The organism is Streptomyces dangxiongensis (genome assembly GCF_003675325.1).
GTDB classification, from domain to species: Bacteria; Actinomycetota; Actinomycetes; order Streptomycetales; family Streptomycetaceae; genus Streptomyces; species Streptomyces dangxiongensis.
Window position 1 is genome coordinate 5,558,581 of the sequence record NZ_CP033073.1, and the last position, 25,896, is coordinate 5,584,476.

A 25,896-nucleotide genomic window follows, 5' to 3' on the forward strand; every position below is an offset into this window, starting at 1 on the left:
CATGCCCGTCGACGCAGCCCTGGCCCTCGCCGCCGCACCCCGTTCCGCCGGGATCTCCTGGACCCCCAGGGACGTCCAGCTCTACCACCTCGGCATCGGGGCCGGCGCCCACCCCGACCGGGACGACCCCGCCATCGACCCGGCCGAGCTGCGCTACACCCTGGAGTCCCGGCTGCACGTCCTGCCGAGCTTCGCCACCGTCGCCGGCGCCGGCTCACCCGGCGTCATCCGCGCACTGTCCATGCCCGGTGTCGACGTCGACCTCGCCAGGGTCCTGCACGGCGGCCAGGACCTGACGCTGCACCGGCCGGTCCCCGCCTCGGGCACGGCCACCGCCACGAGCCGCATCGCAGCCGTGTACGACAAGGGCGAGGCCGCCGTCCTCGTCATGCGCACCGAAGTCACGGACGCCGAGGGCCCGTTGTGGACCGATGACGCCCGGGTCTTCGTGCGCGGCGAGGGCGGCTGGGGCGGCGACCGCGGCCCCGCCTCCCGCCCTGACCCGCCCGCCGGCGCCCCCGACCGGACCGTCGAGCGCCCCGTCCGCCCCGACCAGGCACTCCTCTACCGCCTCTCCGGTGACCTGAACCCCCTGCACGCCGACCCGGAGTTCGCCGGGCGCGCCGGTTTCGACCGGCCGGTCCTGCACGGGCTGTGCAGCTACGGCATCACGCTCAAGGCGGTCGTGGACACGCTGCTCGGCGGTGACGTGACCGAAGTACGCGGCTACGACGCCCGGTTCACCGGCGTGGTGTACCCGGGGGAGACCCTGCGCGTCCGCATGTGGCGCGGGGAGGACCGGGTGCGGGTCACCGTGGACGCCGCCGAGCGGAACACCACGGTGCTCACCGGCACCGTCGTCCAGCACCTCTGACGCCGGAGACCTCGACGCGGCCGGAGGAGTGGGTGCCGGCGCCGGCACACGGCAGAGGGGCGCTCGCCCTACGAGCGCCCCTCCGGTCCTGCTGCCCCCTGCGGTCAGAAAGCCGCCTCGACCGTCTCCTGGACCGGCTTGCGGTGCCGGCCGCGCGGAGTCGGAGTCGTCTCGCTCTCCTGGGCCGCGATCGGGCCCCGGTGCCGGCCGTGGCCGGCGCTCTCCTTGGAGTCGGCAGACGGCTGCCGCGTCCTGGTGTCGCTCATCGGAAGAATTCACCCCGTCAACATGATCTTTCCTACAGCCGGGCGAGTCTAACCGGCACCCCACGGGCCGAATCCAGGCGCACACGCCGACCGGCACTAGTTCGTTACAAGACGGCCCAGAGGCGCCTGTTGGAGCGGCACGGGACGGGCCACCACGGGCTCCGCGGGGCCCGGTTCCGCCCCGCCCGGGGACGCTCCGAGGGCCCCGGGCACCTCGGCTGCCCCGAATGCATCTCCGGTCCCCAATGCATCTCCCATCCCGAGGGTCTCGACTGCCCTGCCGATCGCGCCTGTCCCGACTGTCCATCCGGTCCCGCCGGTCTCGCCCGCCCCGCTCGTCCCGCCGGTTCCTCCCCGGCCCCCCGTCCCCTCCAGGGCCCCTGCCCCCTCCACCTCCATTGCTCCCGTTCCCCCAGGGGGCTCCGTCCCGCCGACGGCGCACGCGTCCGCCGCCTCGCCCCTGGGGGCCGTCAGCTCCGCCACGCCGCACGGGGTGTCCCGCGTGGCGTACGGCAGTCGCAGCACGCCCTCCGGTGTCCACAGCCCCGCCCCCGCCAGCCAGCCGTGCGGCGCGGGAAGATGACGTACGCGCCGTTCGGACGGCCGCCAGGTGCCCACCCACGTGCCGAACGTCCCGTCGATCCGCAGCCCCACCCCGCAGTTCTCCGGCGTCAGCACCTGCCCCGGCTGGATCGCGAACGGCGTCACCCGGCACTCCGGCACCCGCAGGGACTCGGGGAAGCGCACCGGCAGGGTGCTGCCGAGCACCCCCCAGCCCAGTCGCCGCCGCCCCGGGGAGGGGGCGTCCGAGGAGATCAGCAGCAACCCGCTGTCGGGGTCGGCGAGCAGCAGCCGGTCGTCGCTGTCCTCCGTGATCTGAAGGAGCGGCGAGACGGCGCCACCGCGCTCCAGGTCCACCACGACCGTCTTGGTGCACCCGTCCAGTCCCCGGTCCAGTGCCAGCAGCCGCCCGGTGCGGTCCAGCCAGACCCCGCCCGAGCAGCGCCCCGGTACCTCGGCGAGCCGCTCCGGGCCGGACGCCCCGCCCGCCACCAGCCACACCGCGCTGGAACGCGGCCCGACGGCGAGGGCGTACGCGCGCGTGCCCCCCGGCGCCGGCGGCAGCAGGGTGAGTCCGGGGCCGGGTCCGGGGCACTCCACCGTGCCCAGCGGCAGTTCGCCGGTGCCGGGCCCGGTCGGATACAGCAGCGAGAACGCGTGGCGCCGCTCCACCAGCCGGTGGATCAGTACCCGGCCGTCGCCCAGGGGCTGCACCTCGGTGCCGGGCTCCTCCGGCTGGTCGCCGGGCAGCGGCACCGCGTACGGCTCCGGGCCGTCCAGGGTCCAGCGCTCCGGGAACCAGGAGTCACCGGCCGGCGCGAGCCGGGCGGCGTACGCGCCGTCCGCCGTGATCGCACACCCCGCCCCCGGCGCACCGTCGGCCCCGTCCGTGGGCGGGGGTTCGATCGCACAGGCCGTCATCGTTCGGTCACCTCCTGCGACGAAGCTAGTTTTCGTACGCACGGGCGGGGGATGCGGCGGCTCACGCTTCACACATACGGGTGGGGCAGAAGCGATTCCTCTGAGATAACCGGGGCGGCTGTGCTGACCGGGACCGGAGCGGGCGGATGCGGTACAGGCCCGCAGAACAGCCAGGTAGCCTGTCCCTCGTGCCCCGTCTGTCTGAAGTCATCGCCGCGCTGGAGAACCTGTGGCCCGCCGAGCGGGCCGAGTCCTGGGACGCGGTCGGCACCGTCGTGGGCGACCCCGGCCAGGAGGTCACCCGGGTCCTGTTCGCCGTCGACCCGGTCCAGGAGATCGTCGACGAGGCGGTGAAGCTCGGCGCCGACCTGCTGGTCACCCACCACCCGCTCTATCTGCGCGGTACGACGACGGTCGCGGCCTCGCACTTCAAGGGCCGGGCCGTGCACACGCTCATCAAGAACGACATCGCGCTGCACGTCGCACACACCAACGCCGACACCGCCGACCCGGGTGTCTCCGACGCCCTCGCCGGCGCGCTGGACCTCCGGGTCGTACGACCCCTCGTGCCCGACCCCACCGACCCGCACGGCCGCCGGGGCCTCGGCCGCGTCTGCGAACTGGACCACCCGCTCACCGTGCGCGAACTCGCCGTCCGCGCCGCCGAACGGCTGCCCGCCACCGCGCAGGGCATCCGGGTGGCCGGCGACCCGGAGGCCGTCGTCCGTACGGTCGCCGTCAGCGGCGGCTCCGGCGACAGCCTCTTCGACCAGGTCCGCACGGCCGGCGTCGACGCCTTCCTCACCGCCGACCTGCGCCACCACCCGGCCTCCGAGGCGGTGGCCCACAGCCCCCTCGCGCTGCTCGACGCGGCGCACTGGGCCACCGAGTGGCCCTGGTGCGAGCTGGCCGCCACCCAGCTCGACGAAATCTCCGACCGCCACGGCTGGGACCTGCGCGTCCACGTCTCCAGGACGGTCACCGACCCCTGGACCGCCCACGCGGCGTCCACCACCCCCTCTAGCTAACAGGAGCCCCCAACTGAACGCCGCGCCCGCCGACCAGATCCGACTCCTCGACGTCCAGGACCTCGACGTCCGTCTCCAGCAGCTCGCGCACAAGCGGAAGTCGCTGCCCGAGCACGCCGAGATCGATTCGCTGACCAAGGACCTCACCCAGCTACGCGACCTGCTCGTGGCCGCGCAGACCGAGGAGAGCGACTGCGCCCGCGAGCAGACCAAGGCGGAGCAGGACGTGGACCAGGTGCGCCGGCGCGCCACCCGCGACCAGCAGCGCCTGGACTCCGGCGCGGTCGCCTCGCCCAAGGACCTCTCCAACCTCCAGCACGAGATCGTCTCCCTCGCCAAGCGGCAGGGCGACCTGGAGGACGTGGTCCTCGAGGTCATGGAGCGCCGCGAGTCCGCGCAGGAGCGGGTCGGCGAGCTGACCGAGCGGGTGGCGTCCGTCCAGTCGAAGATCGACGACGCCACCGGCCGCCGGAACGCGGCCTTCGAGCAGATCGACGGCGAGGTCGCCTCGGTCACCAAGGAGCGCGAGGTCGTCGCGGCCTCCGTCCCCGCGGACCTGCTCAAGCTCTACGACAAGCTGCGCGCGCAGCAGGGCGGGATCGGCGCGGCCAAGCTGTACGCCCGCACCTGCCAGGGCTGCCGGCAGGAGCTGGCGATCACCGAGCTGAGCGACATCCGCTCGGCGGCGCCGGACACGGTGGTGCGCTGCGAGAACTGCCGCCGCATCCTGGTGCGCACGGCCGAGTCGGGCCTGTAGACGAGGGGCCGGACGGGTGCGGGAGTTCATCGTCGAGGCCGACGGCGGGTCACGGGGCAACCCGGGACCCGCGGGCTACGGTGCCGTGGTGTGCGACGCGGCGACGGGCCAGACCCTGGCCGAGGCGGCGGAGTACATCGGCGTCGCCACGAACAACGTCGCCGAGTACCGCGGTCTCCTGGCCGGTCTCCGTGCCGCCCACGCCCTCGACCCGTCCGCGCCGGTCCACGTCCGCATGGACTCCAAGCTGGTGGTCGAGCAGATGTCGGGCCGCTGGAAGATCAAACACCCCGCGATGAAGCCCCTGGCCGCGGCGGCCCGGTCCGTCTTCCCGCCGGACCAGGTCACGTACGAGTGGATCCCCCGCGAGCAGAACAAGCACGCGGACCGGCTGGCCAACGAGGCGATGGACGCGGGGGCGAGGGGCGAACAGTGGTCACCGCCGCCCCAGCCGCCGGCCCCAGCGGACACGAAGACCGAGGGCGCCGATACGGCGACTTCGATTCCCGCGGCTGCCTCGGCTGCCTCGGCTGCCTCGGTTGCTCCGGCCGCACAGGGCGCTTCGGCCACTCCCGCCACTCGCGGCGCTTCGGCCGTTCCGGTGGGCGACTCCGACGAGGCGACCTCTGCGGATGCGGCGCCCGCCGCCGATGCGGTGCTCCCGGCCGCCGCGGCTCCCGACGCCGACGCGGCGCTCCCTGCCGCCGCCGACGCGGCGGTGGAGAGCCGCGCCGACGGGGGGACGCCCGCCCCACGGCAGACGGCACCCTCCGCCGAGCGGCGTTCCTCCGTTCCCGGTGACGTCGAGCAACGCTCCTCCGCTCCCGGTGACGCCGAGCGGCGCGTGTCCGCTCCCGGCTGGAGCGCGGCGCCCGATCTCGGGGCCCCCGCCACCTTCGTACTGCTCCGCCACGGCGAGACACCGCTCACCCCGCAGAAGCGCTTCTCCGGGAGCGGCGGCACGGATCCCTCCCTTTCCGGTGCCGGCCGTGAGCAGGCCCGGCGCGTCGCGGAGGCGCTGGCCAGGCGCGGGACGGTCCAGGCCGTCGTCGCCTCGCCCCTCGCCCGTACCCGGGAGACCGCCGCCATCGTGGCCGCCCGGCTGGGTCTGGACGTCACGCTCGAAGAGGGCTTGCGGGAGACGGACTTCGGCGCCTGGGAGGGCCTGACCTTCGGTGAGGTACGGGACCGCTACCCGGACGACCTGAACGCCTGGCTCGCCGACCCGGAGGCCCACCCCACCGGCGGCGGCGAGAGCTTCGCCGATACGGCCATCAGGATCGCCGCCGCCCGGGACGAGCTGGTCGCCGCCCACGCGGGCCGTACGGTGCTGCTGGTCACGCACGTCACCCCGATCAAGACCCTGATCCGTCTCGCCCTGGGCGCCCCGGCCAAGTCCCTTTTCCGCATGGAGCTTTCGGCCGCCTCCCTGTCGGCGGTGGCGTACTACGCGGACGGCAACGCGAGCGTCCGGCTCTTCAACGACACGTCCCACCTCCGGCCCTGAGCCCACCTCCGGCCCATAGGTCACCGTCGGCGGCGGACCCCAACCCGGCCGCCGCCCGCGCCAGTTCCTCGATCCGGCCCCAGTCACCGGCGGTCACCGCCTCCGCCGGGACCATCCAGCCGCCGCCCACGCAGCCGACGTTGGGCAGCGCCAGATAGTCCGGGGCGTTCCGCGGGCCGATCCCGCCGGTCGGGCAGAAGCGCGCCTGCGGCAACGGCCCGGCCAGGGACCTCAGATACGCCGTTCCACCCGCGGCCTGCGCCGGGAAGAACTTCATCTCGCGCACTCCGCGCTCCAGCAGCGCGACGACCTCCGAGGTGGTCGACACCCCGGGCAGGAACGGCACGCCGGAGCCGCGCATCGCCCCCAGCAGTGCCTCCGTCCACCCGGGACTGACCAGGAACCGCGCCCCGGCCGCCGTGCACACCGCGACCTGTTCCGGCGTGATCACGGTGCCCGCCCCGACCACGGCCTCCGGGACCTCCTCGGCGATCGCCCGGATCGCGGCCGGCGCGGCCGGTGTCCGCAGGGTCACCTCGATCGCGGGCAGCCCGCCCGCCACCAGCGCCCGCGCGAGCGGCACGGCGTCGGCGGCGTCGTCGAGCACCACCACGGGCACGACGGGCGCCAGGTCGAGCACGGAGGCAGCCGGGAAGGAGGGCAGCGGCGAGGTCATGCCCTCATCGTGCCCAGCGACTGCGTCACACGCAATGAGCGTTGCGTACGACGCAACGGAAGGTCAGTGGACGTCGTCCACCAGTACGTCCAGCGACCACGCCCGGCCCGCCTTCCCGGTGGCCTCCGCCTCCACGGCGTACCCCAGCCCCCGCAATGCTTCCACCAGCTCGGCGGGGCTCGCGGGCACCGCCCCGGCGGTCAGCAGGCCGCGGACGATCCGCCCCTTCGTCGCCTTGTTGAAGTGGCTGACGACCTTCCGGGTCGGCGCGTGCAGCACCCGTACCGTCGCCGTCCGCTCGGCGACCCCACCCTTCGGCTTCCAGGCGGCCGCGTAGGCGGCGGACCGCAGGTCGAGCACCAGGCCCTCGGCAGCCGCGGCGGGCAGCACCTCGGCCATCGGCGCCCGCCAGTGCGCGGCCAGCGGACCCAGTCCCGGCAGCTTCACGCCCATCGCGCAGCGGTAGGAGGGGATGCGGTCGGTCACCCGCACGGCACCCCACAGTCCCGAGAACACCAGCAGCGAGTCCGCCGCGCGCCGCTTCGCCGCCTTGTCCAGCGTGGCCAGGCCGAGGGCGTCGTAGAGCACGCCGGTGTAGATCTCCCCGGCGGGGCGGGCGCCGGCCGCACGCAGCCCGGCGTTCTTCGCGACCTCGCCGCGCAGTCCCTCGCTCAGCCCGAGGATCTCGCGGGCCTTCTCCTCGTCGGCGGCGCACAGCTCGACCAGTTCGGCGAGCACGGCCTCCCGCGCGCCGGCCAGCCCCGGCAGGGACAGCGACTCCAGCTCCAGCGGGGCGCCCTCACCCGCGCTCGCCTTGCCTTCCGAGGGGGGCAGCAGGACCAGCAACACGTACTCCTCACGTAGACCTCCGCGCCAGGGTACGGCGTACCGCGGGCACGTCCTCGCCCCGGCGTCGACGGCTCCCGGCCCCACGCTCCGACCCCCCACCTGCCCGGCGCCCCGCCTCCCCGGCTTCCCGCCACGACCCCCCACCTGCCCGGCGCCCCGCCTCCCCGGCTTCCCGCCACCTCCCCACCTTCCTGGCCGTGCCGGTCCGGACCGGCACGGCCAGGCCGCACGCGGCAAGCGGTCGCGCGACCCGCGGACGCGCGACCCGCGGCATGGAAGCGGGGCCCGTCGACGTTGCACCCGTGGCGGACGGCACGACAAGGGGGAGTCCGATGGGGGAGCGGAACCGGGTGCAGCGAGGGCTCGGGGATGAGCAGGGTGCCGGGAAGCAGGGAGCGGGGAACCCGGAAGTCGGGGAGCAGGCGTCCGGGGGGCAAGGGCTCGGCAAGCGGGCGCTCGGCGAGCAGGCGCGGTGGACGCGGGCCCGGCTGGGGCGTTGCGGGCCCCCGCTCGACCTGCTGACCGCGAGCTTCCGGCGGCACGTGTACGCCCCGCACGCCCACGACGAGTACACGATCGGCGTCTGTGTCGGCGGCTCCGAGGTCATCGACTACCGGGGCGGCCACGTCCGCACCGGCCCGGGCACGATCATCGTCCTCGAACCCGGCGAGGTGCACACCGGCGGTCCCGGCAACCCCACCGACGGCTACGCCTACCTCGCCCTGTACGCCGAGCCGTCCCTGCTGGCCGACGGCACCCTCGGCGGCCCGGCGCACTTCCGCGAGCCCCTCATCGACGACCCCGCGCTGGTCAGGGCCCTGGGCACCGCCCACACGCAGCTCAGCGCCTGCCCCGACCCCCTGGAGGCCGAGTCCCGGCTGCCCTGGCTGCTGACCGCCCTGGCCCGGCGCCACTCGACAGCCCGCCCGGTGCCCGACCGCGTCCCCGGCGCCGCCGCGATAGCCCGCACGGTCCGTGACCGCCTCGCCGGTGAGCTCGCCGACCCGCCGTCCCTCGCCCTCCTCGCCACCGACCTCGGCCTGTCCCGCTACCAGCTCCTGCGCGCCTTCCGTACGACCATGGGCATCCCCCCGTACGCCTGGCTCGCCCAGCACCGGGTCGCCCGCGCCCGCACCCTGTTCGACACCGGCCTGCGCCCGGCCGAGGTCGCCGCCCTCGTCGGCTTCGCCGACCAGGCGCACCTGACCCGCTGGTTCCGCCGGGTGCTCGGGGTGACCCCGGCGGTCTACCGCAACAGCGTTCAAGACACCCCGGGGCGCACCGGCCGAGACTGGGCCGCATGACTGCACGCGGCTGGTTCCTGTTCTCCCTGATGGGAGTGGTCTGGGGCATCCCCTATCTGATGATCAAGGTGGCGGTGGACGAGGTGTCCCCGCCGGTGGTGGTGTTCACGCGCTGCGCGCTCGGCGCGGCCCTGCTGCTCCCGTTCGCCCTGCGCCAGGGCGGCCTGCCCGCGACCGTACGGGCCCACTGGCGGCCCCTGCTGGCCTTCGCGGTGCTGGAGATCATCGTCCCCTGGTTCACCCTCACCGACGCCGAACGGCACCTGTCCAGCTCGACGGCCGGCCTGCTGATCGCGGGCGTACCGATCGTGGGCGTGATCGTGGCGCGGCTGCTGGGGGACACCGAACACCTCGGCGTCCGCCGGGTGGCCGGCCTGACGCTGGGCCTCGCCGGCGTGACGGTCCTCACCCTGCCGCACCTCACCGGCGGGGACGCGCGCTCGCTGGTGGAGGTCCTGCTGACCGTCCTGGGCTACGCCACGGCCCCCCTCATCGCCGCGCGCCGCCTCAGGGAGGTCCCGTCCCTCCACCTCACCGCCGCCTGCCTGACCCTGGCCGCGCTGGTCTACGCCCCCGTGGCCGCGCTCACCCGCCCGTCCGCCGTCCCGTCCGCGACGGTCCTGGCCGCGCTGGCCGGCCTGGGCGTGATCTGCACGGCGGTGGCGTTCGTGGCGTTCCTGGAGCTGATCGGGGAGGCCGGCCCGACACGGGCGACCGTGATCACCTACGTCAACCCGGCGGTGGCGGTGGCGGCGGGCGCGCTCTTCCTGGACGAGCCGCTGACCCTGCCCGTACTGGCCGCCTTCGCGCTCATCCTGGCCGGCTCGGTCCTGGCGACGGCCGCCGGTCCGCGGCGCGGCACACGCCCGGTACCATGGTCGACACGGCAGACGAGCCGGGCGGACGGCCGCGTGGAATCCCTCAGGGGGCTCCCCGAGGAACGTCCGGGCTCCACAGGGCAGGGTGGTGGCTAACGGCCACCCGGGGTGACCCGCGGGACAGTGCCACAGAAAGCAGACCGCCGGGGACCTCGGTCCTCGGTAAGGGTGAAACGGTGGTGTAAGAGACCACCAGTGCCCAGGGTGACCTGGGCAGCTAGGTAAACCCCACCCGGAGCAAGGTCAAGAGGAGCGCCGTGAAAAGCGCTCTGCGCGGACGATCGAGGGCTGCCCGCCCGAGTCCGCGGGTAGACCGCACGAGGCCGGCGGCAACGCCGGCCCTAGATGGATGGCCGTCGCCCCGGCCGCCGCGAGGCGACCGGGGAACAGAACCCGGCGTACAGCCCGACTCGTCTGCCGCCACCTGCGGCTTTGCCTTGGAAAGGGCCTCTGATCTGGGACGGAGGCCCTTTCCGGTCTTTCGGGGGCTTGCCGCGTTACGCGGCGGAAAGTTCCTCGGAAGTCCCTCGGACAGCGCTGAAAGTCCCTGAGAAGTCCCTGGAGTGAAGGGGGTGGTCGAGGCCTCTGAGCTGGGCGTTCGCGCTAGCCGTCGGAGCACGGAGCTGGAGCCACCGCCGGCGTGAGGGCGGTCTTGGCCCGGCGGTATTACGCGGCCTCGGCGTTGGTGGTTGTGTCGGTCCGCGCCGCCCATTCGGCACGGGCTGCGGTGAGCCGGGGGTGCATGCCGTCGAAGAACTCGTCCATGAGACCGGCCAGGTAGGGAGAGGGCACGCTGGACAGGTTGTGGATCCGCAGGCGGGGCGGCCGCGTGTAGAGGATGCCGTCGTCGTGGAGGTTGTGTGCTCCGGAGATGGTGCCGCGTACTTCTTTCCGGTCGAAGTCGTTGAAGGTGAGCAGCAGGTCCGCGAACGCCGGCTCGCCCTCCCCTTCGACGTAGAAGTCCACCTTTCCGGCCAGGCGCTGGTGCCAGAAGTCGGTCTGGTCCGGGAGATGGAGCGGATAGTGAGGGCCGCCGAAGACGACCGTGGTGTGCGGGAAGCGCCGTTTGACCAGCTCGGCGAACGCGAGCGAGAGCTGGCTGTTCCAGATGTAGTGGGAGAACCCGATCACGTCCGGCGGGCCGTCCTGCTCCAGCGCGGCCGCCAGCGCCTCGGGATACTTGAACAGCCACACCGGGTGCCTCAGGTCCATCTTCGTGGTGGCGTACGTGGCCAGGCCGGCGATCGCCTGCGGCATCGTCTCGGCAGAGACCGTCTGCTGAGCCGGCAATGCCGCCCCAGGTGGCGCCGATGCAGCTGCGTGAGTGACGTCCCGGACCATGCATGCGCGCAGTGGACATCCCTCGCCAACCGCGGTGGCCATCTGTCGCTACGGCCCCATTCCGCTGACTCTCGCGATCCCGTCGATCTCCCGCCCGTCCTGCTCCCGCTGGCTCGGGCTGGGCTGCTGCGGGAGATTGATGTCCACGATCAGGTTCATGCCGAGTGGTCCGAGACAGTCTGAGCAGTCGGCGCAGCGAATCGGTGAACTCAGGGGTGAGAAGTTCCTGCAGTGGGCGCTGCGGGGCGGGCATGAGGGCCCGTACCCAACCGCCACCAGGTACATCGCCCCAGGCCGTAGGCTCCAGACCGTCGCCCTGGGGCGCTACGGGCGTTCGTACTACTGAAAGTGCTGAAGAGTCATCCGCTGGCGTAGCCGGTCCCAGATGTCGGCTTATCCCAAAATCGACGAACACCTCACCCACGGCCGCCGGCTCGGCGACCATGTCCCCATGGACGAACGCACTCTTGCCGAGAGTACGAGGCAGTTCGCGCTCTGCCTGTCCGAGCTCCAGTCGCGCCTCGACCCCGACTCGTACACACGGTGCTGTGCATGGCGCAGAGAAACCTTCGCTTCGGCCGGAGCCGGAAGATCCTCATCATGTCGACCGTAGGGCTGGCCCTGGCCGGAACGGCGGCCGGGGCCATTGGGATCGGCCGCTGGTTCGAGCGTCTCTGGAAGGGGCAGCCGTACCCCGTTGTAGATCCGGCCGCCACGGCCACGCAGTTGGACGGCTACACACAGTCCGCTACAGCAGCCGCTACCGCGGGCTTGATCACCTGCTCGACAACCTGGCCGACACCCCGCCCATTGTGCCGGGCGTGGTCATCGTGAGCAGCGAATGGGCGTTGAAGGGGGGCTCGCCGACCCAGGCGATGCCAGCACTCCGGGAGGCTCGGAAGGAACTGAAGTGGCGCGGCTGGAAGGTCAGAGCAGCGACGATGCAAGATCGGTGTTCTGGGACGGCCTCAGCATGCAGTGGTCAGCGGTCGTGTGTCTTATGCGCAGGGTCGTGCTGGTGATGTGCCGGCCGAGCAACTCGCTGGAGCGGCCGCGGGCAAGGTACCGCCGAGGGTCCAGTTGGAGTTTGTCGAAAATGCCCTACTTGATGCTGGTGGCCGTAGCAGTAGCTGGCCCCACTCAGTCCGTTGGAGGTTGCAGCCTGACGGATAGCATGCCCCTGCCTTTCACCACCTGGAACCATATTCCTCGGTTAAACCGCCACGATTTGGTAGGGATCCGACAGTCTGGGTGCAGCAATAGCCGAGGGTCACGTGGAGTACGAAGCGCGCATGGGCTGCTGACGCTCAGCGTTGTTCCGTCCCCCTGGGGCAGCCAAGGCACATGCCAACAAGTCGCACACACACTTCCCTTGCGGGTAGGATCACCGTTCGACCAAGAATGCCTTGTTAGCCAGCTAGCGGACCCGGCAAACGACGACGTTCATCTTGCACGCCGTGGCAGCTCTGGGTGGCGCCTGGGTGCGTACCCGGGGGAGGGGGAGCGCAGGATGCCGCAAAGACTTCGTGAGTCCGCCCAGGTAAGACCAATTTCAACTAGTTGGCATCGCACGGGGATGGGTCCTCGGTGAGTCATGACTGAGATCCGAAGCAACAAGCTAGCGCCCGCGACAGAGCGATCACGGTATCCAGAAACGCAAGGGGACTATGCTAAGCGCTTTCTGCCCGGATCAATGTGGTCCTCGGTCCGCGAGCACGTAGCTATTCTTGCCGCCACGTGGGCGACTGCACGACTCATTCGCCGGGATATCGGCCTTTCAGGTGTTCGGAGCCTCCAAGATCTAGTTGACATAGTTGCATTGAAGCGCGGCAGGCCTATCACTCTGACAGAAGCACCACTACCGCCTGAGGTTTCCGGTCTGTGCGCTCGCGGCCGGGACCGCGACTACATCGTAGTGGATTCCAACGCCAGTGAACTCACCCGCCTCCACGCCAGTCTTCACGAACTCTTTCATCTATGGGAAGAGCATCCTCCGGACGACGGTGGGCAAGCGCCCATGCCACCCGATCTAGTGCGTCAACTGCTCCCCGGGCTCAAACCTCAACCAATTCTGAAAGTTCTGAGCCGGACCAACTATCGACGAAATCACGAACGGCGCGCAGAGACTTTCGCCACCGTCATGCTTGGAAGGCACCTTGAACTACGGCGGAACCAACGTGCCACAGAGTATGTAACATCAGCATTGGCGCACCGGAGGACTGGTGTCTGAGAGCCTTTCCAACGTCGTCTACCTTTTTCTGGCTGTCGTAGGCTTAGTAATGGCTGCCTGGAAATCCCTGGCGCTCTTCCGCGATGCGACACCCACATTGGCTCTCATTGTCTCGATGCAGACATGTGGCGCGGTTGACTACGCCATGGCGTCACCTGCTGGCTACCGGGCTATAGGAGAGATGACACATCAGCCGAGCTTCGCCACCTTGCCGGTATACGTCGGTATCCTGATCTGTTTCGCGCATGCCCATATCCTCACACTCCTTTGGGACCCCCAGGCGCGAAAGGCGACGTCCAGCCTGCGGCGGGTGATTGCATGGACCCTGACCTATGCGTTCGGCGCGAGTCTCATGACTACCTTCTTCTTGTTTGCCGACCCTTCAGGCGCCGTAGACCCGCTGCGCTTCAACACAACTTATGCTGACAATCCCATGATTTTCCTCTTTCTGCTGGTTTTTCTGGTCATGCTCACCAGCGGAACACTGAACACGTGGAGGCAATGCCGTCGAATGGAGCTGACGGACCCGCAAATTCAGCACTCGGTACGCGCTTTTTCCCTTGCGATGCTCGCGATCTTCGGCTACGTGGTCTGTTCGGCTCCTGCCATAGCTCTAGCCGCTCTGGGAAATCACAGCCTCGACACTCTCGGTGTTTTCGGGTCCACATGCGGCGCCATCGGCACCGTCGCCATCTTTTACGGGCTCGCAGGGGCAGCCACGAGCGCATGGTGGCGTGAGCGACGAGACTACAAATTCCTTCAGCCCCTGTGGGATCTGGTTGTTTCCACCGTCGATCAGAATCTTGCCTTCAGCGTTAGAGCGGCCCAGAGTCGCCACCTCACCGTGAATGTCACATTTCAGCTACATCGGAGGGTAATCGAGATCCTCGACGGCATCCGCGTTCTGCGGCCTTGGATGTCCCCTACTCCCATGAGCGCTGTCCACCTCCTACACGATCAGCACATCGCCCAGGGCAGCACTTGGGCGCCCCTGGCGCAGCAGGACCTGGACGCCGCTGTCACCGCCGCGTCACTTCACGATGCAGTCAGAAGACTCCAATCCGCCAGGCAAAAACAAGGGCATCTTGGCCGTACAAGCCGATCTCAGCTCCATGCGGAGCCGGTAGTGCGCTTGCCAGGCGACGACACGCCTGCAGCGAACGAGCGTGACCGTCTACTTCGGGTGTCCAAAGCGCTCTCGCATCCCCTCGTCAGTGCTGCTCTGAGAGAGGCCAACGGTGCTGGCCTGCCCCAAGCAGGCGCGGGAGCCAACGGTTAGACCTCGCATAGGACTGAGCTCTGCGGTGCGGTTTCTGGCCATGAGCTGTGTCATAGGCGTTCACCGACGTTAGAGTTCGCCACATCGCTTGAAGGCAGAAGACAGAAGGCAGAAGGCGGCAGGTGAGCTCGACCAACGAGGCTCACTCCAGGGGGTTGAGTGCGACGCGCAATCGTGATGGGCGGGAGCTTCGCCGGACTACTCGCGGCGCGTGTGTTAGCCGATCACGCGAGTGAAGTGGTCGTTCTTGAACCCGATGGTGCGAACGGCTCGTCCCATGGCGCGCCCCACAGACATCAACTGCATGCGCTCTTGTCCATGGGGCACGCGCAACTGGACCGCTGGCTACCCGGCCTGACCGAGGACCTCCTGGCCGGCGGTGCCCGACTGGGGGTAGGAGCAGAGGTCAGCTACTACGTTGATGGAGTCCTCAAGCCCTGCGTGCCATCCAACACGATGCTTGGTGCCACACGACTGTTCCTTGAGGAGCACGTGCGTCGGCGCGTTCTGGCCGTACCCAACATCAGCTTGGTGAGAGCTCAAGCCCGCGACTTGATCTTTGATGGAGCCAAAGTGTGCGGGATCCGCTTCACGTCCGCCTGCGACACGATGACCTCTGACAAACTCGCGGAACTGGATGGCGACCTGGTTGTCGATGCCATGGGCCGATCCAGCCGGCTTGGATCCTGGCTGCTGAGGAACGGGTGGGATAGTGCGCCGATGGATCGAATGAGGGTCGATCTCGGTTACGCCACCGCTGAGTTTCACCGTGGGAACGAGCTCCCCGGTACGGTGATCGCGCATGCCTCCCCTGGTCCAGCCAGCGGCTATCGGCAGCACCTCAGCGAACCCGGGGCCCTGGTGGCGGTTGAAGGAAACCGATGGTCGGTGGTGATGGTCGGATACAACGACTACCGCCCCGGGCGGGACCCTGAGGCGTTTCTAGAGCGCATGCGGCGGTGCGTCGCCCCGATTCGTGAGGTTGCTGACCAGTGCAAGCTGGATGGAGACATTCGGACGTTCTACTTCCGTGAGAGTCAGCGGCGGAGATTCACCCGTCTCAAGCGCTTTCCGGGAGGACTCATTGTGGCCGGTGATGCTGTCGCCTCTGTGAACCCTGCCTATGGCCAAGGCCTCACTCTGGCAACGCTGGCAGCCTCCTCCTTGTCGGCTCACTTGCGCTCGGGAGCCTCACCCCGGGAACCGGCGTGGGACTACTTTCGACGGCTCGGCGCCGTTGTGGATGCAGCGTGGAATGTGTCGGCAACCGCAGATCTTGCCCAGCCCCACGTGTCGGGCCCTTACCCTCCCGGCTACCGGCTGATCCGTTGGGCCAGCGACAGAGTCGTGGAAGCATCCATCATCGACCCCACGGTGAACAAGGAGTTCATGGCCGTGGTGAACATGCGCAAGCATCCGCGCGCCCTCACCAGGCCGCGGCTTCTGCTGCGCAGCGCCCGTGTCCTGTCAAGGCGCTGAGAGCCCGGCTCTCGCCCACGCGCTCAGGAAGGTCTCGGGTGACCTGCTGGGAAGCGCCGTCAGTGGACGCGTCGCCATCGGACCGCACAAGTCCGAGCAAGTCTCGGATCAGCGGCGTGATCCGACGACGTCTCTTCAAGGGCAGTGACAGCATTCTGTCGGCGAGGAGTTCATGGCCGTGGTGAACATGCGCAAGCATCCTCGCGCCCTCGCCAAGCCACGCACTCTTCTGAGGGCCACCCGCGTACTGACGAGCCGCTGTCAGGAACTCGCCGCTGGCCCTCCCGCCCGGCGGCCTCACTAGACGTCCGGGATCTATTGAGCAGGGCTGTCAGTGGGCGACTCGCCCTCCGGTCGCATGAGGCCGAGCAAGTCCTTGATCAGCGGAATGACCCGACGTCGGCTCTTCGCCGGCAGCGAGAGCATCTTGTCAGCAAGCTCGCGGACTTCCGGGTCCTCCGGCTCTGGCTCGGGCTGGCTCAGTGCCGTCTCGAGAGCCGTGCGCAGTTCCTGGCCGAGCCGGCTCGACGAGGTGCCATGGGCAATGCTGCTGCGCAGAGCCAGTTGGGAGATGCCCTTGCCTTTGAGGAGCGCGACATGCGTCAGCGACTCGTGCACGGGCTTGAGAGATCTGTGCAGCGCCTGGCGCTCCGTGGCAGTGAAGAAGCCCGGAGGGACATCAAAGAACCTCTCGAGACCGGCCAGCACCGTAAATCCAGGCTTGCGGTCGCCGCTGAGTAGATATCCGACCTGTCCGTGCGAGATGCCAGCACCCGCTGCGATCTCGTCGAGTGTGTACCGCTTGCCCCCTGGCTTCAGACGCGTTTCACGCAGGAAGACAAGTCGCTGCTTGAAGACTTCTTGCAGATCCTCGGGCTCTGCCTCCTCGCCGTTGAGAACCGCATGGATCCGATCAACAGGTATGCCGGTTTGATAGAAGACATCATCCAGGTCGATGGCGTCGCGCCCCATGCCGAGTACGGAAAGCAGCTCATTGATGGCTGTGAGGATCACTGCGAGATCGTCTGCCTGCGACGCATCAGCGGCGGCATGCATAGCTACGCCTTCCCCTGGTTCGTAGGCGATCGATCGGGCCGCGTGCAGGCGGCCCCGTTGAGGTTAGCTGGCATAGGCACCTTTCGTCACGTGCCCTGGACACAATTGTGGCGGTTGGCGCGTTGACAGCCGCAGACGTGACATCGGACGGTCATTGAATTCCACAATAGTTGACAGTGGGTCGGGTTGCGCAACCGAGATGGGGGTGTCCGGTCGACCTCTGGTGAGGGGGCGGTGCCGGACAGGCGAGACGGCGTGCCCGTGCACCGCGATGCCTGCCGCGAGGCGGTCGTACCCACTGCCCTGCGGATTTCTGTTCCCGGTTCGATGAGCGCCGGTCGCGCCATCGGTCTCCACAATCGTGGCGAATACTGAGCGGTCCGCCGCCATGGAATCAACTATTGTTGACAAGGTTGCGCTCGGCCTAGAAGGATCGCAGCGCGCAATGAGGGACACAGCACAGTCCGACACGTGCCTGGCACCGTCGTGCCTTCATCTGTCCAGCAGCAGGAGTGACGAAGCATGAGCTGTTTTGTACTGGTCACATTACGCCCGCATGAGCCGGGGACTCAGGTTCACACTGATCCGTCCCGGAGGTGACAAGTGTCCCGTTCTCTGCTGCTCGTTGGCGTCGGCTCAACAGCCGCTGGCGGTGAAGTCAACCTTGCGCGGATTGCCGCCTCACGCCCGATCGTGCTCGTCGGTCCTACCGCGCCGACCTGGGCACCGCCCTACCTACCGCACCACACCACGGCCTCTGAATCCGGGACAGGCGACCGGCTGGCCTCCTGGGTCGTTGTGGGGAGCAGCCCGTCAAACTGGCACGCCACGCTGGATGAAATGGCGCGGCACTTGAGTATCGACGTTGCCGCCCCGACCGTCGACAGCCGGGCTGCCCAAATGACTGACGTGGAAGGTCTCGATGACGCCGCCTGAAGTCATCGATGCTCCGCTCGCTACCGCGCAGCCCTCCTCGTCAAAGGCGCAGGGCGGCACGCGCCTACGATCGTGTCATGAACGCGTGGAAAGAGAGCCTGAGCGCAGCGGGGATCCGGGAGCCGGAGTTGCGAAGGGACTACGACGCCCAGCGCCAGTTGGTGTCGCGTTTCCGCCGCACCTCATATCTGGCAGCCCGGATGTTGCTGCCACGGTCGATGCTGCCCCATGTGGTGGCGGTGACGGCCGTGATGCACCACGGGGACAACCTTCTGGACACCGGTGAGAGGGCCCTGCGGGTTGCGCGGTGGGCGTCTTGGGAACAGCAGGTGCGGCGGGTGCTGGAGACGGGGGTGGGCGGTGACCCGCTACTGCGGACGCTGGCTCACACCATGTCTACATGTCCGCGGGTTGGTAGGTCGGTTGAGGAGTATCTGTCCACCGCGACAGCGGAGCTGGACTTCACCGGGTTCGTCGACGAGGCCGACTACCAGGCCTATGTCGATGCCTATTCGCTGCCTGCTTTCATGCTGATTGGCGCGCTGCTGGGGCCGGAGGCCGACGACGGGCCATATCGGGCGATGTGCCGGGCGTTCATCGACGGCAGCCAGCGGCTGGACTTCGTCAACGACATCGCCGAGGACGTGCGGGAGGGGCGGCTGGGCATCTCGGCGAAGACGCTGAAATGCTTCTCGGTCGAACTGGAGGATTTGGCGGCAGGCCGCGACACTCCGGGTGTGCGGGACTTGGTGGGCCACCAAGTCAGGGAGGCCTGTACCGCCTTGCGGACGGCTCGGGAGCTGCCCGCCCTGACCCCGGCTGCCCACCGCCCACTGATCGGTGCGCTTGTCGAGGTCGAGTTGCTGACCGCTGACGCCGTACTGGCGCGTGGCGCCAAGTTGCTGCGCGGCTCGGCGAGGCCGCCTTTGGTGGGCACGCTACGGGTGCTGCTGGGCGCGCGACGCGACGCTCGCCAAGGGAGCTGATCAGCTGCCGTCACCCCAAGGGCAGCGCCGCACCCAGAGCCACGGCAAATCCTTACGAAAAGAGGCACATCGAGCTCGGGGCCAGCAGCCACCGTGGCTGAACACCTGCACGCCGCCGCCCCTGGGATCCAGAAGCCGGTGAGGGCACTCCCCTTGAGGTGCTCGTGTCGCCTACCTCGAGCAGCGGAACGAGGGGCGTCGGCCCGTGACGCCTCGGAGCTGACACGGCCTCGCGCAGGGGTGGCAACCGCCATGGTGCTGGCGGTCACGTCACTGTCTCGGTATGGCCGGAGCACCCCCTCACCATCGCGCACCCCAAAGGAGGAGCCGCTGGCTCATGGACGCCAAGGTGTTCAACGGACGCCTGGCAGTGCTGCAAAGCCGGCGCGACGACATCACGAGGGTCGAGAGTTCGCCGAACAAGTTGTGCGGACACGGCGACGGACTATCAAGACCGTGGTCGTGCACAACAAGGCAAGGAGGAGAGCATGGTTCCGGCTGACGGCCTGTCGGTCAAGAACATCGTAGAGTGCGCCCATCACCCGGCTCCGCAGCCGACGAGCCAGGCACCAAAGGACCGGGTCCGCAAACCGGCTCCCGGAGCACACAGGGGGAGAGCGCACAGCGGGGCGGGCACGAGGGAACCGCCCGCCGACGCGAGAGACCGGGCACGGGCGGGCCGGGTGCAGCGGGTGATCCCTCGCGCCCGCACGGCACGGCGGGCACCGAAGCCCGTCGCAGATCAGCTTCCCACCGCCCCCCTTTTCTCTCTGTCGGGCAAAATCGGTGGGCAGGGTTCAGGCTCAGGAGGAAGTAGTGATGAGCTGCGCCTTCCAGTAGCCGTCGGCGGCGATGGTCTGCTGCTGGTCCACGGCCTTGCCGAAGGACGTGACGCGCGGCGTGGCGTGCCACTGGGTAGATGTGAGGGCCGAGCCTCCCGTCTGGCCCGTGCTGGTGTTGCGGGCCTGGATGGCGATGGCAGCGTTGGTGTTGACGACCTTGGCGCCGCCGCCGGTGACGGTGAGATGCTTGCCCTTGGTCGTCTGGTAGGTCACCCAGACGGTTTCCGCGGTGACGGGTACGTTGAAGATCCGCTCGGTCACGCTGAACGTCACCGTGGTCGCCGGCTTCCTGCCGCCCGTCTTGGCAACCCTCACGTCGTGCGCGAAGGACACGAACTTGTTGTAGGGGACGACAGTGTGCAGGCCTCGGGGGCCGCCCTTGAGCTGGGTCTGGAGGGCCTTGTAGGTGGAACGGTTCTGCAGGTGCTGTACGAACAGGTACTTCTTCAGGTTCGGCAGCACGGTGAACGCCTTCAGCGTCTTTGCGGCCTCGGGGGTGTGTGCGTTCTTCAGCCACGCCTGGTAGCTGGCGACGGTCAGTTGCGCCGGCAGTTGCGTGCTGCCGACGGCGTGCAGGGTCTGCCAGGCGGGCGGGGCGGAGTCTGCTGCCGAGGCGGCCGGGGCGAGGACTGCGACCGCTGCCGCACCTGCAACTGCTGCCGTGCCGAAACGCCGCCAGGTGGAACGGTTGCGCATTGCTGCTCCTCTTCGATGGAATCGCATCTGGATCAGCAGCGACGCTACGGACTGGGCAGTCTGGCCGGTATTGGCCATTGGAGCATAAGACCTTCGGGCAATGCCCTTTCGGGCGATCGGCACCATGTTGATGCAGTCGTTTAGCGGTCGTTTATCTCTCTTGGTTAGTTGTGTGCGAGCCAGGGCATCCTGATTCATTCCCAATGAGGGGCCCCTCGGCAGCGAGTTACGCGTTCTGATGCCGGGTGAAGCGGCGTGTAAGGTGCACCGGCAGAGCGGGCCACCGACCAGCCGGCCGCGCACATTTCGGCCCGCATGGGCGCAACATATGTGCACACAAGGGCCGGCGCCGGGGCCTCGCATACACGGGAACGAGTGAAACGGGGGAACCGACCAAAGCAGTCCGGCCAAGTGCGTAACGGGGAAAGGTGAACTGCTTTGCATGAAAAGCCAACCACTGCGGAGAATGTGCAACAGGGAAATGATCAGGGGGATACCGTACAGAATGGGCAACCACCGGTACCGGGGGACCTAGATGCCATCACTGACCTCACACCACGGGAACGTCAGGTACTCCTGCTGCTGTCCAGGGCCGCTTCGAACCGCGATATAGGCCGTACGCTCGGCATAGCGGAACGCACCGTCAAGGCGCATCTGACCAAGATCATGACCAAGATCAGTGTCAGCTCCCGGACGGAGGCGGCTTTGTTTGCCTTTGCGCATCATCGCCACATCCACCACGGCGAGCCCTGCCCCACGGGCTGAAACGCCAACGTGCCCCAGGGAAGGGATTCTCCTTTCCTGGGGGCGCCGGCAAGTCCGTTCTCACGCTCGGTCAGCCGGTGCGGCACAGATACACCGCATGCCCAGCTACTGCCACCGCCAGCGTGAACGGTCAGGACGAGTAGTGCCCGCAGCAGCGTGGTGGAGTAACGGGCCAACAAGCTTGGTGATGACGCCAGACATCTCGCGATGTCAACGTGTCAAGCGGCAGTGGCGAGGTCGGTTGGGAAGGCGGTGCATTCGTCGAACAACTCGCGCCTCTGCAGACAGCGATAGAGCTGTCCGAGCATGTGGTTGAACAGGTTCCGCAGGGCGGCCGCGTTCCAGTCACCATGGTCGTCGCGGCGTCGCCGGTACTGAGCTTTGGCCCCGGGTGATCCGTTCGGAGCGGCGAAGGCCCACAGGTAGCCGGCGTGGTTGGGCCCATCGTTCTTCATCCAGCGGCGCGTGATGCTCGACTTCTTGCCGGAGGCGCGGGTGATGGGCGAGGAGCCCGCCTATGCCTTCAGCCCCCGGGCGTCGGCAAAGCGGATGCGGTCGTCGCCGAACTCGGCCAGGATCCGGCGGCGAGCTGGATGCCGAGCCCAGGGAAGCTCAGCATCTCAGCGTCCGGATGCTGAGGGAACGCGTCCTCCACCGCCTCGGCGAGTTGGTCGGCGGCGATGAACTCCTCCAGCTCAACACGCACCTCCTGGAGCTTGCTGGCTCAACTTCTCTGGCTGCAACTCCAGTTCCTCCTTGCGGGCCGTGATCAGCTCACGAAGGTGCACTTCCGCATCCCTGGCCATCTGACGAATTAACAGGTCTTCGCTCCCGCCGGGGAATCCATGGATCCGTGATCACCGAAATGTCAGACGATCTCGAACTCTGACAACCGCCCGCGACCACCGCGAGCACACGATCAACGACTCACACCAGCCCCGTGACTGGTGTCCGGCGTCCCCGGGGCTGGCTTGCCCCGGCCGCTCGTACCCAGTTCCGCAGCGTCTCCGGGTTGACTCCCAGATCAGCGGCGACCGACCTGATCGCAGCTCCGGGCCGCGACTGGTACAGCGCGACCGTCTCCGCCTTGGACTCCGGCGGGTAGTGCTTCATGACCACGTGATGTCCGTTCTCAGATCCTCAAGATCCACGTCTCAAGTGTCCAAAATCCGGGGTCAAGGCCCAAGGCCCGATCGCGAGCCGTACGGAGGCAGCACTGTTCGCGTACGCCCACTACATGGACCTGAGTCAGGACAACGGCGGAGGGTCTTTCTGACGTAGCACAGCGGGCCGCCCCCGGCGGGTCGGCCCGCTGCTTTCAGGAGGGCTGCTCAGCCGTGGCGGCGCCGGTAGAGGGCGAAGCCCGCGCAGGCGGCGAGCGCGGTCCACGCCATGAACACCAGCGCGGCGACGGGCGCGGACAAGTCGCTGCCGACAAGAACTGAGGTGAACAGCCGTTGGTCCTCCGGCAGGGAGGAGACGTCCACGAGCATGGCGCGGCCTGCGGCGAACGGCAGCCAGCCGGCGATGTGGTCCAGAGCCTTCCAGGGCATCTGCCCGATGAGGACGGCCAGGAGGCGCTCGGCGAGGAGGGGGCCGAGGATGAGGATGAGGATGGGGCCGACACGGTTGCGCATCAGGGAGGCGACGGCGGTGCACAGGACCATCCAGCATGCGGACCACAGCATCAGCCGGCCAATCGGCATGAGCAGGTCGGTGAAGCCGGTCCAGTGGGCGCGGCGGATCAGGACGCCGACGCCGACGGTGAGCAGCTCGGCGGCGGAGGCGGCCCAGGCGATGACCGCACCGAGGACGGCGCCCGTTGCACACTTTGCCCAGTAGGCGATTTCCCGGCCGCCGACGGTCAGCCAGGTGGTGCGGGCGGTTCCCCGGATGAGTTCCGTGGAGACAGGCCCGGTGGCCAGGACCATCAGGTAGAAGCCGAGCGTGGAGATCTGGGCGACCTGCGGGGTCCACAGAATGGTGGACAGAAGGTCGTCGGTGGTGACCTTGTCGCCGGGGTGCAGAATGAACAGCGAGGCTACGCCGGGATAGGCGGACAGGGCGGCGATGAGAGCGAGCACGATCCAGGTGGAGCGCAGCCCGGTGAGGTGCCGCAGCTCGAACAGGCAGGCGCGGCGCAGTGCTTCGGTGCGGCTGATGTCTGCGGGCTGGGCGTCAGGGGTGGCGATGGGGGTCATCGGGCGCGGTATTCCTCTTCGGCGATGGTGAGGTAGAAGTCCTCCAGGGTGGTGGCGTTCTCGCTCAGCTGGTACAGCACGATGCTGTTGTCGGCGGCGAGGTGGCCGACCTTGCGGCGCGGTATTCCGGTGATGCGGCCGGTGTGGTCGGGGTTGATCTGGAGGCGGCCGCCGTGGGCCTGGACAATGGCGGCGAGTTCGGTCATCTGGGGGGTTTCGACGGTGATGGCGGAACGGGAGTCGGCATAGGAGAGCAGGTCACGCATGGGGCCTTCGCTGACTATGCGGCCCTTGGACAGCACAGCCACGCGGTCGGCGAACTGCTCCATCTCGGCGAGGAGGTGACTGGAGACGAGGACCGCGCATCCTTCGTCGGCGCGGGCGCGCAGGAAGTCCCGAAGCCAGTGGATAGAGTGCGGATCGAGGCCGTTGGCTGGCTCGTCCAGGATGAGGATACGCGGGTTTGCGATCATGGCCTGGGCAATGCCGACACGCTGTGCCATGCCGAGGGAGAGCTTGGCGAGGGAGGTGCGGGCGGCCTCGCGCATGCCGATGAGATCGATCAGGTCGTCGGCGCGCCGGTCGGTGTGTCCTGCGCCTGCGGCGACCATGCACAGGTGAGCGCGGACGGAGTGGCGGGGGTGGCCTGCGACGCCGCCGAAGACGGAGCCGACGATCGCGGCAGGCGCTTTCCAGGCACTGAGAGGGCGTCCGCAGAACAGGGTGGTGCCCTGGCCGGGCAGGAGACCGAGCATCAGCCGCAGGGCGGTGGTCTTGCCGGCTCCGTTGGCGCCGACGAACCCGGTGATCGTTCCTCCGTGGAGGGTCAAAGAGACGTCATGGAGGACGGTTTTCTTCCCGAAAGTGCGAGACAACTTCTGTGCCTCAGCGAGTACATGTGACATGAGCGGTGTGACTCCCGTGTGTAGAAGCCCATTTGATGCGCGCCCAGCACACTAGACGCATGAAGCGGCGGGGGCGTTGAGTTGTTCTGGCTTCGACGTCGGCAATCGGCCCCACAAATTGGCCATCACTGGCGCCGGCAGGCGTTCGATGAAGGCCTGCGGTGGCCCCACTCCGTGGCCATACCCGCAGGCAAGCGGCAGTGGGGCCGCTTGGAGACGTCCGGCGCCGCAGGCTGGCCAGGTGGGGCCAGGTGGCCAATATCGAGGGGCCGCTGAACGACGTCAGAGCCATTGTTCCTCGGGGTGAAACAACCCGCGAGCCGTGAGCGTCGTATCGGAGGTTGGGGGATCGTGGGTGGTGTGCGACTTTCGGGCGTCGCACCTGCGTCTGATGCCCGAAGATCTGATGGCGGCACAGATGTTCGCAACGTGAGGATTCTTCCGCGCGGCCAGTTCGGCCGCGTCGCCTCTCTTCTCCCTTTCATGAGGGGTGAGGTGTCCTGTCTTCCACTGGAGTTGTGCTGTGAACAACAAACTCCGCATGACGGCCGCCTCGCTGGCGGCGGCTGTCGCTCTGGGGGTTGCCGGTCCTGCCGCCCACGCCGCGACCGAGTCCGCTCCGAAGCCGGTGGCCGCCTCGCAGACGGTTCAGCTTGCCAACACGCAGCAGGCGCGGATCCTGACGCAGTCGCTGGCCAGCGAGGGCATCAGCGCCCAGGTCGCCGGCAACGGCTCCGCGGTGACGTACGACGCTTCGGCGGTCGCCAAGGCCCCCAACTGGGGCTGGATCATCAAGGCCCTGAAGAGGGTTCCGGGGGCCTGGACCTGGTCGAAGAACCTCATCAAGAAGGCCGTCTCCCTGGGCAAGACCAAGGGCCTGGCCTACATCAAGAAGGCCATCAACGAGCTTTCTTCCTGGAGCCCGAAGAAGTGGGTGTGGAAGAGCATCGTGGCCGTCACCGGCTGGGGCACCCAGCTATGGGACGCGATCACCTGGATCTACCACCACATGTAAACCGACCGAGTGGTCTACCCTGGCCCCCGTTGCCGCCCGCAGCGGGGGCCATTGGCATGCACTTGAAGGAGTCAACTACCTTGACAGTTCAGGAACATGGGCGTGCGAAGAAGGATCAGGAAGCGCCGTGGCGCAGCGGCTGGTGGGTTGTGGCGATGGGCTGTGGGCTCGCGGGGACGGTGCTGTCGATCGTGGGCGGTGCGGGTCCGGTGAAGGCCGCGTGGGCGGCTCTGGCGGTGGCGTGGGTGGCAGCGCTGGGCGGTGGCGTGTGGTACTGGCGCAAGGGCAACCGTAAGCAGCTGAAGGAGGGCCGGTGGCTGCTGCTCGTCTTGGTGGTGGCGGTGGTCAACCTGGCGGCCAGGCACCCGGGTTCGTTCCCGCTTTGATGCCCTAAAGGCTGATGCCCAAAGATCCGATACCGCCGAGGCGGGGTGTGACGGAAGACTTCAGGTGATCGATCGGGCCACTTCCGGTCAGGCCGCCACCGTGCCGCGTGTGGGATGTATCCCGCGGCGCGGTGGCGGTGACAAACCCCCTTTGAGGA

The 25,896-nt window shown here is 68.5% G+C and carries 22 protein-coding genes, 1 other RNA gene and 2 pseudogenes; 14 read left to right on the plus strand and 11 right to left on the minus strand.

What is annotated here, in order from left to right; all coding sequences use genetic code 11:
- Position 1 precedes the first annotated feature (1 nt).
- Positions 2-874, plus strand: a complete 873-nt coding sequence (locus D9753_RS25025; protein ID WP_121789037.1) for a MaoC/PaaZ C-terminal domain-containing protein — start codon at positions 2-4, stop codon at positions 872-874.
- 104 nt (positions 875-978) lie between these two features.
- Here D9753_RS25025 and D9753_RS36680 read toward each other — a convergent pair whose 3' ends face one another.
- Together D9753_RS36680 and D9753_RS25030 are read right to left on the minus strand one after the other, a co-directional pair.
- Positions 979-1,140 carry a hypothetical protein gene (locus D9753_RS36680; RefSeq protein WP_163010781.1) on the minus strand — a complete coding sequence of 54 codons (162 nt, stop codon included), beginning with the start codon at positions 1,138-1,140 and terminating at the stop codon, positions 979-981.
- Positions 1,141-1,236: 96 nt separating this feature from the next.
- On the minus strand, positions 1,237-2,622 hold the full coding sequence (locus tag D9753_RS25030; RefSeq protein ID WP_121789038.1) for a hypothetical protein: 1,386 nt from the start codon (positions 2,620-2,622) through the stop codon (positions 1,237-1,239).
- A gap of 188 nt (positions 2,623-2,810) precedes the next feature.
- Here D9753_RS25030 and D9753_RS25035 point away from each other — a divergent pair, with 188 nt between their 5' ends.
- Genes D9753_RS25035 through D9753_RS25045 form a run of 3 tightly spaced genes read left to right on the plus strand, consistent with a single transcriptional unit; the run spans position 2,811 to position 5,914 of the window.
- Entirely contained in the window at positions 2,811-3,650 is an 840-nt protein-coding gene (locus D9753_RS25035; RefSeq protein ID WP_121789039.1) for a Nif3-like dinuclear metal center hexameric protein, read from the plus strand.
- A gap of 13 nt (positions 3,651-3,663) precedes the next feature.
- On the plus strand, positions 3,664-4,407 hold the full coding sequence (locus D9753_RS25040; protein ID WP_121791273.1) for a zinc ribbon domain-containing protein: 744 nt from the start codon (positions 3,664-3,666) through the stop codon (positions 4,405-4,407).
- Between the two features lie 16 nt (positions 4,408-4,423).
- Complete coding sequence (locus D9753_RS25045; protein ID WP_121789040.1) at positions 4,424-5,914, plus strand: bifunctional RNase H/acid phosphatase; 1,491 nt, start codon at positions 4,424-4,426, stop codon at positions 5,912-5,914.
- On the opposite strand, the gene eda is transcribed toward D9753_RS25045, so the two are convergent.
- Entirely contained in the window at positions 5,886-6,590 is a 705-nt protein-coding gene (gene eda, locus D9753_RS25050; protein WP_121789041.1) for a bifunctional 4-hydroxy-2-oxoglutarate aldolase/2-dehydro-3-deoxy-phosphogluconate aldolase, read from the minus strand. The genes D9753_RS25045 and eda overlap by 29 nt on opposite strands.
- A 63-nt stretch (positions 6,591-6,653) precedes the next feature.
- Positions 6,654-7,436 (minus strand): peroxide stress protein YaaA, encoded by a 783-nt coding sequence (yaaA, locus tag D9753_RS25055; RefSeq protein ID WP_121789042.1) that lies wholly within the window; start codon positions 7,434-7,436, stop codon positions 6,654-6,656.
- 335 nt (positions 7,437-7,771) lie between these two features.
- On the opposite strand from yaaA, the gene D9753_RS25060 reads away from it, so the two are divergent.
- From D9753_RS25060 to rnpB, 3 genes and pseudogenes are all read left to right on the plus strand, one after another.
- Positions 7,772-8,743 carry an AraC family transcriptional regulator gene (locus D9753_RS25060; protein WP_121789043.1) on the plus strand — a complete coding sequence of 324 codons (972 nt, stop codon included), beginning with the start codon at positions 7,772-7,774 and terminating at the stop codon, positions 8,741-8,743.
- 59 nt (positions 8,744-8,802) lie between these two features.
- A pseudogene (locus D9753_RS39420) lies at positions 8,803-9,567 on the plus strand (DMT family transporter); the annotation flags it as partial.
- 67 nt (positions 9,568-9,634) lie between these two features.
- An RNA gene (gene rnpB / locus D9753_RS25075) (RNase P RNA component class A) lies at positions 9,635-10,038 on the plus strand.
- 249 nt (positions 10,039-10,287) lie between these two features.
- Here the strand turns inward: rnpB and D9753_RS25080 are convergent.
- The gene (locus tag D9753_RS25080) at positions 10,288-10,878 is read right to left on the minus strand and encodes a cobalamin-dependent protein (protein WP_163010782.1); all 591 of its coding nucleotides are present in this window, start codon (positions 10,876-10,878) and stop codon (positions 10,288-10,290) included.
- 2,306 nt (positions 10,879-13,184) lie between these two features.
- Between D9753_RS25080 and D9753_RS36685 the strand changes: the two genes are divergently transcribed.
- Positions 13,185-14,471: an MAB_1171c family putative transporter gene (locus tag D9753_RS36685; protein WP_163010783.1), complete on the plus strand. Its 1,287-nt coding sequence runs from the start codon at positions 13,185-13,187 to the stop codon at positions 14,469-14,471.
- Positions 14,472-14,630: 159 nt separating this feature from the next.
- Complete coding sequence (locus D9753_RS25085) at positions 14,631-15,950, plus strand: NAD(P)/FAD-dependent oxidoreductase (RefSeq protein WP_121789046.1); 1,320 nt, start codon at positions 14,631-14,633, stop codon at positions 15,948-15,950.
- 315 nt (positions 15,951-16,265) lie between these two features.
- Here the strand turns inward: D9753_RS25085 and D9753_RS25090 are convergent, their stop codons facing one another.
- Positions 16,266-17,006: a helix-turn-helix domain-containing protein gene (locus D9753_RS25090; RefSeq protein WP_121789047.1), complete on the minus strand. Its 741-nt coding sequence runs from the start codon at positions 17,004-17,006 to the stop codon at positions 16,266-16,268.
- 603 nt (positions 17,007-17,609) lie between these two features.
- Between D9753_RS25090 and D9753_RS36690 the strand changes: the two genes are divergently transcribed.
- Positions 17,610-17,942, plus strand: a complete 333-nt coding sequence (locus tag D9753_RS36690; RefSeq protein WP_163010784.1) for a hypothetical protein — start codon at positions 17,610-17,612, stop codon at positions 17,940-17,942.
- 77 nt (positions 17,943-18,019) lie between these two features.
- A complete protein-coding gene (locus D9753_RS25095; protein WP_121789048.1) occupies positions 18,020-18,928 on the plus strand; it encodes a squalene/phytoene synthase family protein in 909 nt (302 codons plus the stop codon).
- Between the two features lie 803 nt (positions 18,929-19,731).
- Here D9753_RS25095 and D9753_RS25100 read toward each other — a convergent pair.
- Entirely contained in the window at positions 19,732-20,466 is a 735-nt protein-coding gene (locus D9753_RS25100) for a hypothetical protein (RefSeq protein ID WP_121789049.1), read from the minus strand.
- A 468-nt stretch (positions 20,467-20,934) separates the two neighbouring features.
- Between D9753_RS25100 and D9753_RS25105 the strand changes: the two genes are divergently transcribed.
- The gene (locus D9753_RS25105) at positions 20,935-21,231 is read left to right on the plus strand and encodes a helix-turn-helix domain-containing protein (protein ID WP_121789050.1); all 297 of its coding nucleotides are present in this window, start codon (positions 20,935-20,937) and stop codon (positions 21,229-21,231) included.
- 218 nt (positions 21,232-21,449) lie between these two features.
- Here the strand turns inward: D9753_RS25105 and D9753_RS25110 are convergent.
- From D9753_RS25110 to D9753_RS25125, 4 genes and pseudogenes are all read right to left on the minus strand, one after another.
- A pseudogene (locus tag D9753_RS25110) lies at positions 21,450-21,913 on the minus strand (transposase); the annotation flags it as partial.
- A gap of 245 nt (positions 21,914-22,158) precedes the next feature.
- Positions 22,159-22,344 (minus strand): transposase, encoded by a 186-nt coding sequence (locus D9753_RS39425; RefSeq protein ID WP_205614252.1) that lies wholly within the window; start codon positions 22,342-22,344, stop codon positions 22,159-22,161.
- A 218-nt stretch (positions 22,345-22,562) separates the two neighbouring features.
- Positions 22,563-23,432, minus strand: a complete 870-nt coding sequence (locus D9753_RS25120; RefSeq protein WP_121789052.1) for a hypothetical protein — start codon at positions 23,430-23,432, stop codon at positions 22,563-22,565.
- Positions 23,429-24,337, minus strand: coding sequence for an ABC transporter ATP-binding protein (locus tag D9753_RS25125; RefSeq protein ID WP_121789053.1), 909 nt, complete (start codon positions 24,335-24,337; stop codon positions 23,429-23,431). The genes D9753_RS25120 and D9753_RS25125 overlap by 4 nt, the downstream gene beginning before the upstream one ends.
- A gap of 523 nt (positions 24,338-24,860) precedes the next feature.
- On the opposite strand from D9753_RS25125, the gene D9753_RS25130 reads away from it, so the two are divergent.
- Both D9753_RS25130 and D9753_RS25135 read left to right on the plus strand, forming a co-directional pair.
- Positions 24,861-25,352, plus strand: coding sequence for a hypothetical protein (locus tag D9753_RS25130; RefSeq protein WP_121789054.1), 492 nt, complete (start codon positions 24,861-24,863; stop codon positions 25,350-25,352).
- Positions 25,353-25,432: 80 nt separating this feature from the next.
- Entirely contained in the window at positions 25,433-25,738 is a 306-nt protein-coding gene (locus tag D9753_RS25135) for a hypothetical protein (protein ID WP_163010786.1), read from the plus strand.
- The last annotated feature ends 158 nt before the right edge of the window (positions 25,739-25,896 follow it).